Annotated in this window: 11 protein-coding genes; 10 read left to right on the forward strand and 1 reads right to left on the reverse strand. The window is 66.9% G+C overall.

From position 1 onward, the window contains the following. Window positions 1–27: 27 nt before the first annotated feature. The 5 genes from ISN75_RS07170 to ISN75_RS07190 all read left to right on the forward strand — a co-directional run bounded on the left by ISN75_RS07170 (window position 28) and on the right by ISN75_RS07190 (window position 5,389). Entirely contained in the window at window positions 28–1,056 is a 1,029-nt protein-coding gene (locus tag ISN75_RS07170; protein ID WP_167255788.1) for an aspartate-semialdehyde dehydrogenase, read from the forward strand. Next, window positions 1,056–1,352, forward strand: a complete 297-nt coding sequence (locus ISN75_RS07175; RefSeq protein WP_168648565.1) for a hypothetical protein — start codon at window positions 1,056–1,058, stop codon at window positions 1,350–1,352. Before ISN75_RS07170 ends, ISN75_RS07175 begins: the two co-directional genes overlap by 1 nt. Window positions 1,353–1,535: 183 nt before the next feature. Beyond that, window positions 1,536–3,890: a FimV/HubP family polar landmark protein gene (locus tag ISN75_RS07180; protein ID WP_343819849.1), complete on the forward strand. Its 2,355-nt coding sequence runs from the start codon at window positions 1,536–1,538 to the stop codon at window positions 3,888–3,890. 117 nt (window positions 3,891–4,007) lie between these two features. Further along, the gene (truA, locus tag ISN75_RS07185; protein WP_168648567.1) at window positions 4,008–4,775 is read left to right on the forward strand and encodes a tRNA pseudouridine(38-40) synthase TruA; all 768 of its coding nucleotides are present in this window, start codon (window positions 4,008–4,010) and stop codon (window positions 4,773–4,775) included. After that, window positions 4,772–5,389, forward strand: a complete 618-nt coding sequence (locus tag ISN75_RS07190; protein WP_168648568.1) for a phosphoribosylanthranilate isomerase — start codon at window positions 4,772–4,774, stop codon at window positions 5,387–5,389. The genes truA and ISN75_RS07190 overlap by 4 nt, the downstream gene beginning before the upstream one ends. A 149-nt stretch (window positions 5,390–5,538) precedes the next feature. On the opposite strand, the gene ISN75_RS07195 is transcribed toward ISN75_RS07190, so the two are convergent. Next, window positions 5,539–6,435, reverse strand: coding sequence for a LysR family transcriptional regulator (locus ISN75_RS07195; RefSeq protein ID WP_167255778.1), 897 nt, complete (start codon window positions 6,433–6,435; stop codon window positions 5,539–5,541). Window positions 6,436–6,562: 127 nt separating this feature from the next. Between ISN75_RS07195 and trpB the strand changes: the two genes are divergently transcribed. From trpB to ISN75_RS07220, 5 genes are all read left to right on the forward strand, one after another. After that, window positions 6,563–7,768, forward strand: coding sequence for a tryptophan synthase subunit beta (gene trpB / locus ISN75_RS07200; protein WP_168648569.1), 1,206 nt, complete (start codon window positions 6,563–6,565; stop codon window positions 7,766–7,768). Beyond that, window positions 7,765–8,565: a tryptophan synthase subunit alpha gene (gene trpA, locus ISN75_RS07205; RefSeq protein WP_168648570.1), complete on the forward strand. Its 801-nt coding sequence runs from the start codon at window positions 7,765–7,767 to the stop codon at window positions 8,563–8,565. Before trpB ends, trpA begins: the two co-directional genes overlap by 4 nt. A 46-nt stretch (window positions 8,566–8,611) precedes the next feature. Beyond that, window positions 8,612–9,481, forward strand: coding sequence for an acetyl-CoA carboxylase, carboxyltransferase subunit beta (accD, locus tag ISN75_RS07210; protein ID WP_167255772.1), 870 nt, complete (start codon window positions 8,612–8,614; stop codon window positions 9,479–9,481). Between the two features lie 1,588 nt (window positions 9,482–11,069). Then, window positions 11,070–11,969 (forward strand): TetR/AcrR family transcriptional regulator, encoded by a 900-nt coding sequence (locus ISN75_RS07215; protein ID WP_167255770.1) that lies wholly within the window; start codon window positions 11,070–11,072, stop codon window positions 11,967–11,969. An 82-nt stretch (window positions 11,970–12,051) separates the two neighbouring features. Continuing rightward, window positions 12,052–15,168 carry a TonB-dependent receptor gene (locus ISN75_RS07220; protein WP_210427790.1) on the forward strand — a complete coding sequence of 1,039 codons (3,117 nt, stop codon included), beginning with the start codon at window positions 12,052–12,054 and terminating at the stop codon, window positions 15,166–15,168. The last annotated feature ends 153 nt before the right edge of the window (window positions 15,169–15,321 follow it).

Genomic DNA, 15,321 nt, shown 5'->3' on the forward strand with positions numbered 1-15,321 from the left:
CCGAGTCCCTCTACTGAAACCTGGAACATGAGCAAGAAGAGCAGCTACAAGGTGGCGATGGTCGGCGCGACGGGCGCCGTGGGCGAAGCCCTGCTGGCTATCCTGGCGGAGCGCAAATTCCCGGTCGGCGAGCTGGTCCCGCTGGCCAGCGAGCGTTCGGCGGGCGGCAAAGTGGACTTCGCCGGCAAATCGGTCACCGTGCGCAATCTTGCGGACTACGACTTCGCCGGCGTGGACATCGCCTTCTTCTCCGCCGGCGGTTCGGTCAGCCGCGAGCACGCGCCCCGCGCGGCGGCGGCCGGAGCGGTGGTGATCGACAACACCTCGGAGTTCCGCTACCAGGACGACATCCCGCTGGTGGTGAGCGAAGTGAATCCGCACGCCATCGCGCAGTACACCAAGCGCGGCATCATCGCCAATCCGAACTGCTCGACCATGGGCATGCTGGTGGCGCTGGCGCCGATCCACCGCCAGGCCGGCATCACCCGCATCAACGTGGCCACCTACCAGTCGGTGTCCGGCGCGGGCCGCTCGGGCATGGAGGAACTGGGCCGGCAGACCGCGGCGCTGCTCAATTTCCAGGACGTGGAAAAGTCGAAGTTTCCCAAGCAGATCGCCTTCAACGTGATCCCGCACATCGACGACTTCCAGGCCAACGGCTACACCAAGGAAGAAATGAAAATGGTCTGGGAGACCCGCAAGATCCTGGAAGACGACACCATCCAGGTGAATCCCACCGCGGTGCGCGTGCCGGTGTTCTACGGGCATTCCGAGGCCGTGCACATCGAGACCCGCGACAAGATCACCGCCGAACAGGCCCGCGCGCTGCTGGAAAAAGCCGAGGGCGTGGTGGTGCAGGACGAGCGCAAGGCCGGCGGCTATCCCACCCCGGTGGGCGACGTCGCGGGCAAGGATCCGGTCTTCGTCGGCCGTATCCGCGAAGATATTTCTCACGAGCGCGGCCTGGACCTGTGGATCGTCTCGGACAACATCCGCAAGGGCGCGGCGCTGAACGCGGTGCAGATCGCCGAACTGCTGATCGAGGAACATCTCTGATGCAAACCCGCCTGACCAGCCTGGCGCTCTGCGCCGCATGCCTGGCGATGCCGGCCTGGGCCGGTCAGCAGGCGGGGACCGCGGCCCCCGCTCCCGCACCGAAGGCCGAGGCCGAGCACCGCGTCGCCAGCAAGAACGCCGAAGTGCAGCGCCTGCAGCACGACGTCGCCTCGCAGGAGGCCCAGAGCGAGCAGGCCGACCGCAGGATGGAGCAGCAGGACCGCGCCATCGCGGAGCTGCGCCAGCAGCTGGAAGCACTGAAAAGCACCAAGGCCGCTCCCGGCCCGGGCCATTGAGCAAGACCCAATAAGCGGGACCGCTGCGAGAACCTCTCGCAGCAATGCGTTGTAAATATCGGCCGCAACTATTGTTTGTGGGCCTTTTTCTAACTTAAAGTGTCGTCTTGTCGACGGAATCGCCGCCCAAGTGCGGCGATCCTTATATAAGAAACGTCACGGGGCAGTTCGGGGGAACACGCGATGAATCGTTCGTTGAGACTGTCGGTGCTGCTGGCGCTGGCCTTAGGCAGCACCCAGGCCGCCGCGCTCGAACTGGGCCAGATCCAGGTCAAGTCGGCCTTGGGCCAGCCCTTGCTGGCCGAGATTCCGCTGAACCCGGAACATCCTTCCGAGCTGCAGAACCTGTCCGCCAAGCTCGCCTCCGGCGAGGAATTCGCCAAGGCCGGCATCAGCGGCGCGCCGAACATCCCGCTGCAGTTCGCGGTGATCGACGGCGGCAACGGCCGCAAGGTGATCCGCATCACCAGCGCCGCGCCGGTGAACGATCCCTACCTCGACCTGCTGGTCGAAGTGAGCAGCGCCACCGGCAAGAGCGTGCGCGAATTCGCCATCCTGCTCGACCCGCCGAGCAGCCCCGGCGCCGCGCCCGCCACCCGCGCGCCCGCCGTCGCTTCGTCCTCCAGCAAGCCCGCGCGCCATGCCGCGCCGGCACCCGCCGCCGACGAGCAGCAGGCTGCCGCCAAGCCCGCGCCCGCCAAGCCGGCGCCGGCCGCCGCGCCGGCGCTGAAGAACGGCGAATACGGTCCGGTCGAGCGCGGCCAGACGCTGTCGTCCATCGCCAAGGACACCGCGCCGCAGGGCGTGGACATCAACCAGATGCTGCTGGCCCTCAAGCAGGCCAACCCGGATGCGTTCTACCGCGACAACATCAATGCGCTGAAGACCGGCGCCGTGCTGCGCGTGCCTTCCGCGCAGGACGCGCAGGCCATGGCGGTGGCCGCGGCCGCCGCCGAAGTGCGCCGCCAGAACGGCGACTGGAGCTCGGGCGCCGCGCGCACCGCCACCAGCGTGGCCGATGCCGGCACGCGCCCGGCCGCTTCCACCGCGCCGACCGCCGGCAAGGGCGAACCGTCCGACCGTCTCTCCCTGGTGCCCGCGAAGGACGGCGCGCAGGGCGCCGCCGGCGGCAGCGCCAAGGGCGACGGCAAGGACGCCAAGGCCGCGGCCGGCCTGCGCGAAGACCTGCTGCGCAGCAAGGAGGCGCTGGCCACCCTGGAACAGCAGGGCAACGAGCTGAAGTCGCGCCTGAAAGACCTGGAAGACATCAACCAGAAGAACACCAAGCTGCTGGCGCTGAAGGACAACGAGATCGCCGACCTGCAGCGCAAGCTGGCCGAAGCCCGCAAGGGCGCGCCGGCGGCCGCCGCCGAGGCCAAGCCGGCCGAAGCGAAGCCCGCCGTCGCCGAAGCGCCCAAGCCCGCCGCCGAGGCGCCCAAGTCCGCGCCCGCCGCCAGCGCACCCAAGCCCGCCGACACGCTGGCCGTGACCCCGGCCGGCACCAGCTCCGCCCCGGCTTCCACCGGCAGCGCCGCCGCCACCGCCCCGGTGGCCAGCACGCCGGCCAAGCCGGAGAACAAGCCGGCGCCGAAGCCCGCCCCGGTGGCGCCGCCCGCGCCGGCCGAGGAAGAGCCCTGGTACATGCAGACCTGGGCGCTCGCCACCGGCGCCGGCGCCGTGGTGCTGCTGCTCCTGGGCGCGCTGCTGGGCCGCCGCAAGAAGTCGGGCGATGCTCCGGCGCCGCGCTCCGCTTCGTCGCTGGCCGACCGCTTCGGCGCCGAACCGACCATCGGCGGCTCCGATCCGGACCAGGACGAACTGCTCGACCAGCTCGCCGAGCATCCGGACGACGTCGGCCTGCACCTGGAACTGGTCAGCCTGTACTACAGCCGCCGCGACGTGGAGCACTTCGAAGCCGCCGCCGAAGCGATGCACGCGCACATCTCCAGCCCCGACCAGCCGGAATGGCTGGACGTGGTGTCGATGGGCGAGGACCTGGTCCCCGGCCATCCGCTGTTCTCGGGCGGCAACCCGCCGCCGCTGCCGCCGCAGAACGAGGACGAGCACGAGGCGCTGCACCAGTTCGACCTGGACCGCTACGCCGAGACCCAGCACGATGACATCCCGCCGATCCCGGCCGCTCCGCTGCCCCCGAAGAACCCCAAGGTCAGCGAGTACCACTTCGACTTCGACCTGACCCCGCGCCCGCTGGCCAACGCCGCGCCGGTAGCCGCCGAGCCGGAGCCGGTCGCCGCGCCGGAACGCGAGCCGGTGTCCACCTGGCAGTTCGCCGACCTGGAAGACGAGATTCCGGCCGCGCCGGCGCACAGCCCGGTGGAAGACGATTTCGCCCACGCCGGCGATGCGCACGAAGGCGGCTTCAACGACGACCCGGTCGACACCAAGCTGGACCTGGCCCGCGCCTACCTCGACATGGGCGACCCGGACGGCGCGCGCGCCATGCTGGAAGAAGTGCTGCACGAAGGCACCCAGATGCAGAAGGACGTGGCGCAGAAGCTGCTCGACGGCATCCGCTGAGTTCTCGCTGCAGGTGTTTTCTTATCGGGCCGGCTATATGCCGGCCCGATGTTTTTGGGGCTTGCCACAGGCGCGGGATGCTAACCTCGTCGGCCTTGCAGCTTCGCCTGGCTCCACATGCGCATCGCCCTGGGCATCGAATACGACGGCACCGACTTTCTCGGCTGGCAGCGGCTGACCCACGGGGCCACCGTGCAGGGCGCGCTGGAGAAAGCCCTGTCGTTCGTGGCCGCGCATCCGGTCGAGGTGACCTGCGCCGGCCGCACCGACGCCGGCGTGCACGGCCGCTGCCAGGTGGTGCACTTCGACACCGAGGTGCAGCGCGATCCGCGCGGCTGGGTGCTCGGCGCCTGCGCCAACCTGCCGCGCAGCGTGGCGGTGCTGTGGGCGCAAACGGTGCCGGAAGATTTCCATGCGCGCTTCTCCGCACGCAGCCGCCGCTATCGCTACCGCATCCTCAACCGCCCCGTGCGCGCGGCGCTGGATGGGCGCTACGTGACCTGGGAGCGCCAGCCGCTGGATGCCGCGCGCATGCACGAGGCGGCGCAGGCGCTGATCGGCGAGCACGATTTCACCGCCTTCCGCGCGGTGTCCTGCCAAGCGGCGCATGCGCGGCGCGAAGTGCTGGCGGTGAGCGTGCGGCGCGAGCAGGAACAGGTGCTGGTGGAGATCGAAGCGAACGCGTTCCTGCATCACATGGTGCGCAATATCGTCGGCTCGCTGCTGCCGGTGGGGCGCGGCGAGCAGCCGGCGGCCTGGGTCGGCGAACTGCTGGCCGGGCGCAATCGCGAAGTGGCCGGGCCGACCGCGCCGTCCTCAGGCCTGACCTTCCTCGGGCCTCGCTACGAAGCGCACTGGGGCCTGCCGCCGGAGGTGAGCCAATGACCCGCATCAAGTGCTGCGGCATGACGCGCGTGGAAGATGCGCGGCTGGCCGCGCAATACGGCGCCGATGCGATCGGGGTGATCTTCACCGCGCGCAGCAAGCGCCGGGTGGATATCGCGCGCGCCAGGGACATCTGCGCCGCGCTGCCGCCGTTCGTCAGCACCGTCGCGCTGTTCATGGATGATGACGCCGCCCATGTGCGCGAAGTGCTGCGCGAGGTGCAGCCCGATCTGCTGCAGTTCCATGGCGATGAAAGCGACGACTGGTGCGCGCAGTTCGGCCATCGTTATCTGAAGGCCATCGCGATGGGCGAGGGTGCCGCGGCTTTGCCGCGGCTGCGCGAGTATCCCGGCGCGGCGGGGTTGTTGCTGGATGGGCATGGGCTGGGCGAAGCGGGCGGCGGCGGCAAGGCCTTCGACTGGTCGTTGATGCCGACCGATCTCGATCAGCCGCTGATCCTTGCTGGCGGATTGACCGCCGAGAATGTCGCGCACGCCGTTCGCGTGGCGCAGCCGTGGGCGGTGGATGTGTCGAGCGGGATCGAGTCCGCGCCCGGCATCAAGGATGCAGCGAAGATGTACGCCTTCATCGAGGCAGTGCGCCAGGCCGGCTAAAAGCTCGTCATTCCGGCGCAGGCCGGAATCCAGTAACGGTAGCGTTCGGTGAACGCCTCATCGTCAGAGCGCCCATCGCTTCGTCTTGAGCAAACGCTGTCGTCACTGGATTCCGGCCTGCGCCGGAATGACGAGCAAAAAAGCGCCGCTCAATCGTCGCTCAGCGCACCACGCAGCCAACCGGCAAGCGCATCCGCCTGCGGCCCCGAAGCCCTTCGCGGCACGGCAAGAATCCAATGCGCCGGCGTGGTGACAAACCCCCACGGCGCCAACAACCGCCCGCTCGCCAGATCGTCCGCCACCAGCTGCACCGGTGCGATCGCCACGCCCAATCCCGCGACCGCTGCTTCGAGCAGGTAATACAGATGATCGAAGCCCTGCCCATAGCTCAGCTGTGCCGGCTGCAGCCCCGCCAGCGCCGCCCACTGCGGCCACGCCTGCGGCCGCGAAGCGGTATGCAGCAGCGCCTCGCTCAACAGCCCCTGCGGTGACCGTTGCTGCAGCTTCGACGCTCCCGGATAGCGCGGACTAAGCACTGGCCCGATCCGCTCCGGCGCCAGCTCATGCACGCGCCAGTCGCCCGGCCATGGCGGCTCCGCCAGCAGCAGCGCGGCATCGATGCCGGCCAGCGACGCATCGAGCGGCGCTTCCTGCGCGGAGAGGTGCAGCTTCAAGCTCGGCAGGTCCTGCCGCAGCCGTTCCAGCCGCGGAATCATCCAGCGCGCCAGCAGGCTGCCGGGACAGCCCAGCACGAACGGCGCGTCCGCCTGGCCGCGCGCCACGCGGGCCCAGGTATCGCGCAACTGTTCGAACGCATCGCGCGCGCCATCGCGCAACTGCTCGCCCGCCGCGGTCAGCGCCAGGCCGCGGCCCTGGCGCGCGAACAGCGGCTGGCCCAGCGCTTCTTCCAGCGCGCGCAGGTGGCGGCTGATCGCACCATGGGTGACGTGCAGTTCCTCCGCGGCGCGGCTGGCGCTGCCCAGGCGGGCGGTGGCCTCGAAGGCGCGCAAGGCATTCAGCGGGGGCAGGTCGCGGACGGCTGACATGTGAGTTTTGCTGACAGGTTGCGGCGATCTTATCGCTTTTCGCGAAGCCGGGCCGTGCGTTAATTTATCGGCCTGGCGCCCGCGGAAAGGTTTTTCGCGGCGCCCCTGCCGCTAGAGGAAACCGCACATGTCCCAGGACTTCCACCGCTGGCCCGACGAGCACGGCCGCTTCGGCGACTTCGGCGGCCAGTACGTCGCCGAGACCCTGATGGCGCCGATCGCCGAGCTGACCGAGGCCTACCTGCGCCTGCGCGAAGACCCGGCATTCCTCGCCGAGCTCGATCGCGACCTGAAGTACTACGTCGGCCGCCCCAGCCCGATCTATCACGCCGAAGGCCTGTCCCGGCACGTCGGCGGCGCGCAGATCCTGCTCAAGCGCGAGGACCTCAACCACACCGGCGCGCACAAGATCAACAACACCATCGGCCAGGCCCTGGTGGCCAAGCGCATGGGCAAGCCGCGCGTGATCGCCGAGACCGGCGCCGGCCAGCACGGCGTGGCCTCGGCCACGGTGGCCGCGCGCTTCGGCCTGAAGTGCGTGGTGTACATGGGCGCGGTGGATATCGAGCGGCAGAAGATCAACGTCTACCGCATGAAGCTGCTCGGCGCCGAAGTGGTGCCGGTGACTTCCGGTTCGAAGACGCTGAAGGACGCGCTCAACGAAGCCATGCGCGACTGGGTCACCAATGTGGCCGACACCTTCTACATCATCGGCACCGTGGCCGGCCCGCACCCGTATCCGATGATGGTGCGCGACTTCAACGCCATCGTCGGGCGCGAGGCGCGCGAGCAGATGCTCGCGCAATACGGCCGCCTGCCGGATGCGATCACCGCCTGCGTCGGCGGCGGCTCCAATGCGATCGGCCTGTTCCATGCGTTCCTCAACGATGCCGGCGTGCGCATCGTCGGTGCGGAAGCGGCGGGCGAGGGGATCGCCACCGGACATCACGCCGCCTCGCTGGCGGCCGGGCGTCCCGGCGTGCTGCATGGCAACCGGACCTACGTGCTGTGCGACGACAACGGCCAGATCACCGAGACGCATTCGGTCTCCGCCGGCCTCGATTACCCCGGCGTCGGCCCCGAGCATGCCTTCCTGAAGGACGCCGGCCGCGCCGAATACGTCGGCGTCACCGACGACGAGGCGCTCGAAGCGTTCCATCTGCTGGCGCGCACCGAGGGCATCCTCGCCGCGCTCGAATCCAGCCATGCCGTGGCGCAGGCGATCAAGCTCGCCCGTGGCATGCCCAAGGACCAGCTCGTGCTGTGCAACCTGTCCGGCCGCGGCGACAAGGACGTGCACACCATCGCCGCCCGCGAAGGAGTGCAGGTATGAACCGCATCGACCGCCGTTTCGAAGCGCTCAAGCGCGCCGGCCGCACCGGCCTGATCCCCTTCGTCACCGCCGGCGATCCCGCGCCGGAACACACGGTGGCGTTGATGCACGCGCTGGTCGAGGCCGGCGCCGACGTGATCGAGCTGGGCGTGCCGTTTTCCGACCCGATGGCCGACGGCCCGGTGATCCAGCACGCCAGCGAGCGCGCCATCGCCAAGGGCGTGGGCCTGGCCGACGTGCTCGGCTGGGTCCGTGCCTTCCGCCAGCGCGACGCCGACACGCCGGTGGTGCTGATGGGGTACCTCAATCCGGTGGAGATCCACGGCTACGAGCGCTTCGCCGCCGAAGCCGTCGAGGCCGGCGTGGATGGCGTGCTGCTGGTCGATTGCCCGCTGGAGGAATCGGCCGTGCTGGCCCCGCTGAAGGCCGCCGGGCTGAGGCAGATCCTGCTGGCGGCCCCCACCACCGCACCCGCGCGTATGGCGCGGCTGTGCGGGTCCGCAGAGGGTTTCCTGTACTATGTGTCGTTTGCCGGCATCACCGGCGCGGGGCGCTTGAGTACCTCGGACATCGCGGCCCGCGTGGCCGGGATCCGGGCCAGCGCCAAGGCGCCGGTGGCAGTGGGCTTCGGCGTGCGCGATGCGCAGAGCGCCAAGGCCATCGCCGGATTCGCCGATGCCGTGGTCATCGGCAGCGCGCTGGTCGAACGGCTGGCGGGGGCCGAGCGGGCGGACGACATCGCCGACCGCGCCAGGGCTTTCCTGCAACCGATCCGCACGGCGCTGGACGCACACTGAAACGATCTTCCTGATCGTTTCGGTCAGGAACGTTTGAGGTGTAGCGATGAACTGGCTGCAGAAAATCATGACCCCGCGTGCGCGCACGCAGAGCTCCAACGCCGGCAAGGGCAAGGTCCCCGAGGGCGTGTGGGAGAAGTGCGGCGGCTGCGGCACCGTGCTGTACCGCCCGGAGCTGGAACGCAACCTGATGGTCTGCCCCAAGTGCGGCCATCACCACGCGATCGAGGCGCGCGTGCGCCTGCAGGCCTTGCTGGACGAAGGCTCCACGCAGGAGCTGTGGTCGAACCTCGAGCCCACCGACCCGCTGAAGTTCCGCGATTCCAAGAAGTACCGCGACCGCATCGTGGCTGCGCAGAAATCCACCGGCGAGAAGGACGCGCTGCTGGCCATGAGCGGTGCACTCAAGGGCCGCCCGCTGATGGCGGTGGCCTTCGAGTTCAGCTACATGGGCGGCTCGATGGGTTCGGTGGTGGGCGAGAAGTTCGCCCGCGCCGCCGAACGCGCGCTGGCCGAGCGCAGCGCCCTGGTGTGCTTCTCCGCCACCGGCGGCGCGCGCATGCAGGAGTCGCTGTTCTCGCTGATGCAGATGGCCAAGACCTCGGCCGCGCTGGCGCGCCTGCGCGATGCCGGCGTGCCCTACATCAGCGTGCTCACGCATCCCACCACCGGCGGCGTGTCCGCCAGCCTCGGCATGCTCGGCGACATCAACGTGGCCGAGCCGAAGGCGCTGATCGGCTTCGCCGGCCCGCGCGTGATCGAGCAGACCGTGCGCGAGACGCTGCCGGAAGGCTTCCAGCGCTCGGAGTTCCTGCTGGAGCACGGCGCCATCGACATGATCGTCGACCGCCGCGAGATGCGCGACAAGCTTGCCGACGTGCTGGGCATCCTCACCAGGGCGCCGCGCGCCGCGTGATCGCCGCTGCCGCGATTCAAGAGAAATGCCGCCGCGAGGCGGCATTTTTTTTGCGCGTGCGCGGATGTTTTCCACAGGCGGTGTGGATGGTTTGCGGGTAAGCCTGTGGAAAAGCACTGCAAGTCACTGACGGTGTTGCGATGCGCACGCGCTGCGAAAGTTTTGGTCATGCGCGTGACGCCGCGGTATGCAGAAATCGCTTGCGAAATGGCTGAAAACATGCGTTTTCGCGCGCGGCGGCGTGGGGGTGTCGCGAGGTTGTCCACAGTGGCTGTGGATGTTCTGCGGGTGAGCTTGTGGACAACACACTCAAGTGTCTGATGGTGTTGATATGCGCACGCGCTGCGAAGTTTTTGGTCACGCTGCCGCGTGTTTGCTTCGCGTCTCCGCCCACCGGCGTAGGTTGGAGTGAGCGCAGCGAACTCCAACGCCGCGGCGGCGATCACGCGTGTTGAGCGCAGGTTTTCCACAGTCGTTGTGGATGCTCTGCGGGCGAGCCTGTGGAAAACACCTTCAAGTGCTTGATGGGGTTGGTGCGTGGACGCGCTGCAAAAGTTTTGGTCAGGCCATCGTCGTGTGATGGGGGTTTTCCACAGGTTTTGTGGATGTGGGTTGGGGGAGCTTGTGGATAAGCGCGAGGGGGGCCTTGGGCAATAGTGGGTTGGCACGCTTTGCCGAAGTTCTGCGCAACGAAGGGTGCGCATCCCGTTGCTCGTCATCCCGGCGTAGGCCGGGATCCAGTGACTGTATCGCTCGGTTGTTGCGCTGAGGCGTGGTTGTCTCGCCTTTGGCGAGTGTTTCGTGCCGCTGCCGCGGCCCGAGTTACTTCTTCTTTGCGTGCCCAAAGAAGAAGTAACCAAGAAGAAAGGGCACCCTGCTTGGCGCCCTCAGCAGCAAAGCTGCTGAGGGTCCGTGAGGGCTGGCCGGGCTTTTTGATCGGGCATCCTGCCCGAGTCAAAAAGGCGAGGACGTCCTGTCCTCGCCCCCTGCGGGGCCTGATCGTCCAGCCCTCACCGCCGGCGCCAAGGGGACCCCGTAGATCAAGAGCAACAGCGGAACGCCGCGGCTGCGCCGCGAGCTTTTCGCTTGATTGTCGCCCCGCCCGTCATCCCCCTCTCCCCTCCGGGGAGAGGGCCGGGGTGAGGGGCCGGGCGGAGCGATGAGCCGAGGGTCGAGAAAGCCCAAGGGCTTTTCAAAAGCAATTAACCCCCAAGTCCCGATTCCCGTGATAACCACGTGAAAATCTTTTATACCCGGATCAGCTAATGAAATTAACCAAGAGTTTTAATCGGATCACCAAATGCTGCGCCGCAGAAAATACCCCTTCCCGCCGTTTCCTCGCCTTCGTGAAGCTGACGTCGTAGGAAACGCTTCAAGCGCTGATTTAAAGGCTTTTTACCCGACGCATGCGCCTTTCAAATGCGCCGGATACCAGTCCTTGCGTTGCAACTTGCTTTTACCCCTACGCGAGTCAATCTTGCGAACGCTCGTATGAAACCAAGCGTTCAAATGGAGACTTGAATCCGACGTTCCACTTGCCGGAGGGGCAAGAGGGAACGGCCGGAGGATCAGCGGGGACCGGCAACCGATGTCGAATCAGCTCAACGATGAGCAGGGCGCCAGATATCGCCTGTTGCGTGCAGCCGAGACGCTGTACGTCGAGCACGGCTATGAGGCGACGTCGCTGCGCATGATCGCGGGACTCGCGCAGGCGAATCCGGCCCTGGTCAGTTACTACTTCGGCAGCAAGGAAGCCTTGATGCGCGAATTGATGATTTCCTGTCTGAATCGCTTGAATCAGGAGCGCCTGTATTTGCTCGCGGCATGCGAACAACCTAATGGCAATAGCGCGATTGCCGCACAGGCCGTGCTTGGCGCCTTGATTATCCCGGTATTGCGCATGCGCCAGGACAGCATCGAGGAGCGCACGCGGATACAGCTGCTGTTGCGCGCCTATGGCGATTCCTCGCCGGTCATCCGCGGTTATCTGAAAGAAAGCCACCGGTCGATTTCGGCGCGCTTTTTCAAGGCTTTCAAGCGCGCGCTGCCGGGACTGCCGCCGCGCGAACTGGGCACGCGCCTGCGCTTCGGCCTGAAGGCACTGGCCGGCGTCATGGCGGGGGCGAACCTGGCCGAGCTGGCCTGCGCCATCTGCATGGGCGAGCCGGTCAGCGAATCGCTGGTGATCACGCGGCTGCTGGTGTTCGTCACGCCGATCCTGGTCACGCCTTTCCGCGATCCCAAGCGCGACAGCCAGGTCGAGCAGGTAGTGGGCCAAGTGGTGGCCACCGCGGAAGTGGTGGAGCCCGAGATACCGGCGGCAGCGCATCGGGGCGCACGGGCCGGTGGTCGCGATCCTTTTCGCGCCGCGGACGAAGTGATGGGCCCGGCGATGGGCGGCGAGAGGGCGCCTGTAGCGGCTGCCGCTTTCGGCGAAGCCGACGCGGCGGCCGATCCGCCGGCGCGCCGCGTCCAGTGGTTTGCGTAGTGCTGCAGTCGTTCCAGGGGAAGGGCCTTCGGGCCGGGGATACAGGTGTCGCGCCTAGCGACTCTTCATTGGGAGGGGAGTAATGCAACACAAGCCATATCGGCCGCATACGTCGGTCAAGCCACGCGTGCTCATGCTGGCGATTCTGTCCTGTCTCGCCATCCAGGCGCGCGCGCACGCCACCGATAACGGCCACGATGCCGCGGCACCGGACGACGCCAAGCCGGCGCCCGCGGCCAGCAATGCCGCGCCACCGGCGGACCCGCAGGCCCAGGCCGCTCCCGACAACAAGAAATCCCGCGCCAGGCAAGGCAGCAAGGCTGATGCCGACAAGGTCGTCCAGCTCGGCGAAGTGACGGTGACCGCGCAGAAGCGCGAGGAGCGCCCGATCGACGTGCCGATCGCACTGTCGGTGTTCGACGCGCAATCGCTGGACGACCACAAGATCGAAGGCGGCGCCGAACTGCTGCGCGCCACGCCGAACGTGACGTTCTCCAAATCCAACTTCGCCAGCTACAACTTCTCGATCCGCGGCGTCGGCACCAAGGCGCTGTCGGTCACCACCGACCCCGGCGTGGCGGTGAGCTTCAACAGCACGCCGCTGATCCGCAATCGCCTGTTCGAGCAGGAATACTTCGACGTCAACCGTATCGAGGTGCTGCGCGGCCCGCAGGGCACCCTGTATGGCCGCAACGCCACCGGCGGCGTGGTCAACATGATTCCGAACCTGCCGTCGCTGGATGGCTTCGATTCCTGGTTCAAGGCCGAAACCGGCAACTACGACAGCCGCCGCTTCAGCGGCATGGTCAACGTGCCGATCGGCGATACCCTGGCCTACCGCCTGGCGGGCGCCTGGACCAAGCGCAGCGGCTACGACAACAACACCGTGACCAACAAGGACGTCAACGGCCGCGACCTGTGGAGCGGCCGCATGGGCCTGCTGTGGAAGCCCAGCGACAAGTTCAGCGCCAGCCTGGTATGGGAGCACTTCAACGAGAACGACGACCGATCGCGCACCGGCAAGCAGCTCTGCCACAACGACCCGGGTCCGACCCAGATCGGCGACACCGCCGTGCCCGAATTCAACCAGCCGCAATTCAGCCAGGGCTGCCAGCCCGGCTCGCTCTACGGCAAGGGCGCGTTCGGCGTGCCCAACGGCGCCAGCCTGTCGCAGCTGCTGTTCGCGCGCACCAGCCTGCCGCTGGGCATCACGCCGGACTTTCTCGAGACGCCGTCGCTGGTCAAGCCGGGCGATCCCTTCGCCGGCGTGCAACAGTCGACCAACCTGCGCACCATCGCCACCAGCTACGACCCGCGCTTCAAGGCCAAGAACGACGTGGTCCAGATCAACCTGGAGTTCAAGCCCAGCGAGGACCTGAAGCTGATCTCGCAGACGGCTTATTCGCGCGATTTCTATTACTCGACGCAGGACTACGGGCGCTTCCAGTCCAACCCGATCTTCAACGATTCGAACGGCCTGCTGAATCCGTTCCCCGATCCGGTCACGGGCAATTTCGGCGGCCCCGCCTATCCGATCACGCCGGGCGGCGTGTACACCGATCCGCAACTCGGCCCGTCCAAGGGTTATCTGGCGGTCGACCTGGTGCGCTCGCACAGCAAGCAGTGGTCGCAGGAATTCCGCCTGCAGTCCTCGTTCGACGGGCGCTTCAATTTCAGCGTCGGCGCCAATTACCTGGACTACAAGATCGACGAAGACTATTTCGTCTTCAACAACGTGTTCACCGCCACCGCGCAGGAATTCTTCAACCAGGGTTATTTCGGCCGCACGCCGATCGACTGCACGCCGAACTACCTGGACCAGTACAACAACTCCTGCGTGTATATCGACCCGAACCCGATCGGCAGCATCAACGGCCAGGGCCATAACTATTTCCGCAGCCAGAATATCGGCGAGACCAAGTCCAAGGCGCTGTTCGGCGAGCTGTATTACCAGCTCTCCGACACGGTGAAGCTGACGGCCGGCCTGCGCTATACCGACGACAAGAAGATCAGCACGCCGGTGCCGAGCCAGCTGCTGCTGATGCCCGGTTTCGCCGGCGGCGGCTATGTCAACTACGGCTATCCGCACCTGCCGGACATCAATCAGCGCTGGCGCAAGCCGACCGGGCGCCTGGTGCTGGACTGGAAGCCGAAGCTGTCCTTCACCGACGAAACCCTGGTGTATGCCTCGCTGTCGCGCGGCTACAAGGCCGGCGGCACCAACTCGCCGGGCATCGGCGCCGATCCGAAGAACCTCTACTTCAATCCGGGCCCGTCGACGTTCAAGCCCGAATACGTCAATGCGTTCGAGATCGGCACCAAGAACATGATGGACGGCGGCAAGCTGATGCTCAACGCCGACGCGTTCTACTACGACTACAAGGACTACCAGGTCTCGCAGATCGTCGATCGCGCCACCTTGAACGAAAACTTCGACGCGAAGATCTTCGGCTTCGAGCTGGAAGGCGCCTGGCAGGCCACGCGCGCACTGCGTTTCGACGGCAACCTCGGCTATCTGCATACGCGGCTTGCCAACGGATCCCGCTCGATCGACGTGCTGAACCGCACGCAGGGCAATCCGGACTACGTGGTGATCAAGCCCTGGCTGCAGCAGGCTTCCAATTGCGTGGCGCCGAAAGCGGAGGTGGAAAAGCTGCTGCAGTGGGCGCAGACCTCGGGCTACGTGCTCGCCTTCAACGACCTGGCCTCGTTCTGCGGCGGTCCGTTCCCGACCAGCAACTTCGTCGCGCCGGATGGCTCGATCCAGCTGGCCAGCGGCGATTTCTACAATCCCAATACGCAGGCGCCGAACGGCGGCAAGGGCTTCTACGCCGATCTCGGCGGCAAGCAGCTGCCGAACTCGCCGCATTGGACCGGCAACGTGGGTACGCAGTACACCTTCTTCACCGCCAGCGGCGACTTCACCCTGCGCGGCGATTACTACCGCCAGAGCTCCAGCTATGCGCGCATCTACAACACGGTGTCGGACAAGCTGCGCGGCTGGGGTAACGCGAATCTCTCGCTGACCTGGCAGTCGGCGAAGAGCGATCTCACCGTGCAGCTCTACGTCAAGAACCTGTTCAACGACACACCGATTACGGACGCCTTCGTCAACAGCGACGACAGCGGATTGACCACGAACGTCTTCACTCTCGATCCCAGGATCTACGGGATCTCCGTTCGCATGGGCTTCAACTGAGAGGTTCCACCGCTCTTATGCAGGGATAGCGCAGGCGCGTCTGCGATGTCCCTGCACCTCCGCTGGCAATGCCCTGTGCGTTGCCGGCGCAAGCCGCTGCGGCCTGCGTTCCGGCCGCGGTGCAGCCCGGTGCTCATCGCACCTCCTAACCTT

Origin of the sequence: Dyella marensis (genome assembly GCF_049532885.1) — a bacterium.
Classification (GTDB): Bacteria; Pseudomonadota; Gammaproteobacteria; order Xanthomonadales; family Rhodanobacteraceae; genus Dyella_D; species Dyella_D marensis.